This is a genomic window from Ruegeria sp. N7, from assembly GCF_056531345.1.
Map to the genome: position 1 here is coordinate 1 of NZ_JBQFLR010000053.1, position 1,212 is coordinate 1,212.

General features: G+C 60.6%; 1 protein-coding gene. It reads right to left on the reverse strand.

Annotation, left to right across the window (positions count from 1 at the left end; genetic code table 11):
• Window positions 1–36: 36 nt before the first annotated feature.
• Window positions 37–1,212: elongation factor Tu (gene tuf / locus ACR0ES_RS20160; RefSeq protein WP_480492715.1), on the reverse strand; the 1,176-nt coding region annotated here is incomplete at its 5' end.

Consider the following 1,212-nt stretch of genomic DNA (forward strand, 5'->3'; position numbering starts at 1 on the left):
TTCACCGATGTGCCGGGCTGAAGCCCGGCCTACGGATTATTCTACGATTTTCGACACGACGCCGGCGCCGACGGTGCGGCCGCCTTCGCGGATCGCAAAGCGCAGGCCGTTTTCCATCGCGATCGGGGCGATCAGCTCAACGCCGAACGACACGTTGTCGCCGGGCATGACCATCTCGGTGCCTTCCGCCAGGGTCACGGTGCCGGTCACGTCAGTGGTCCGGAAGTAGAACTGAGGACGGTAGTTCGCGAAGAACGGGGTGTGACGGCCGCCTTCTTCCTTGGTCAGGATATAGGCTTCGGCTTCGAACTTGGTGTGCGGTGTCACCGAACCCGGCTTACACAGAACCTGGCCACGCTCAACGCCGTCACGGTCCACACCACGCAGCAGGGCGCCGATGTTGTCGCCCGCTTCACCGCGGTCCAGCAGCTTGCGGAACATTTCAACGCCGGTGCAGGTGGTTTTCGCGGTGTCACGGATGCCGACGATTTCGATCTCGTCGCCAACGTTGATCACGCCACGCTCGACACGGCCGGTCACAACCGTACCACGGCCCGAGATCGAGAACACGTCTTCGATCGGCATCAGGAACGGCTGGTCAACAGCACGCTCAGGGGTGTCGATGTAGTCATCAACAGCCGCCATCAGCTCGCGGATCTTGTTCTCGCCGATCTCAGGGTCACGGCCTTCCATCGCGGCCAGAGCCGAACCTGCGATGATCGGAATATCGTCGCCGGGGTATTCATACGAAGACAGCAGCTCGCGGATTTCCATTTCCACCAGTTCCAGCAGCTCTTCGTCGTCAACCTGGTCAACTTTGTTCATGAACACGACCATCTTCGGGATGCCAACCTGGCGGCCCAGCAGGATGTGCTCGCGGGTCTGCGGCATCGGGCCGTCAGCGGCGTTCACAACCAGGATCGCGCCGTCCATCTGAGCGGCACCGGTAATCATGTTCTTGACGTAGTCAGCGTGGCCGGGGCAGTCGACATGTGCATAGTGGCGCGCGTCGGTCTCGTATTCCACGTGCGCGGTCGAGATGGTGATGCCGCGGGCTTTCTCTTCCGGCGCGCCGTCAATCTGGTCATACGCCTTGAAGTCACCGAAATACTTGGTGATTGCTGCGGTCAGCGTCGTCTTGCCGTGGTCAACATGCCCAATCGTGCCGATGTTGACGTGCGGCTTATTACGCTCAAACTTTTCCTTTGCCAT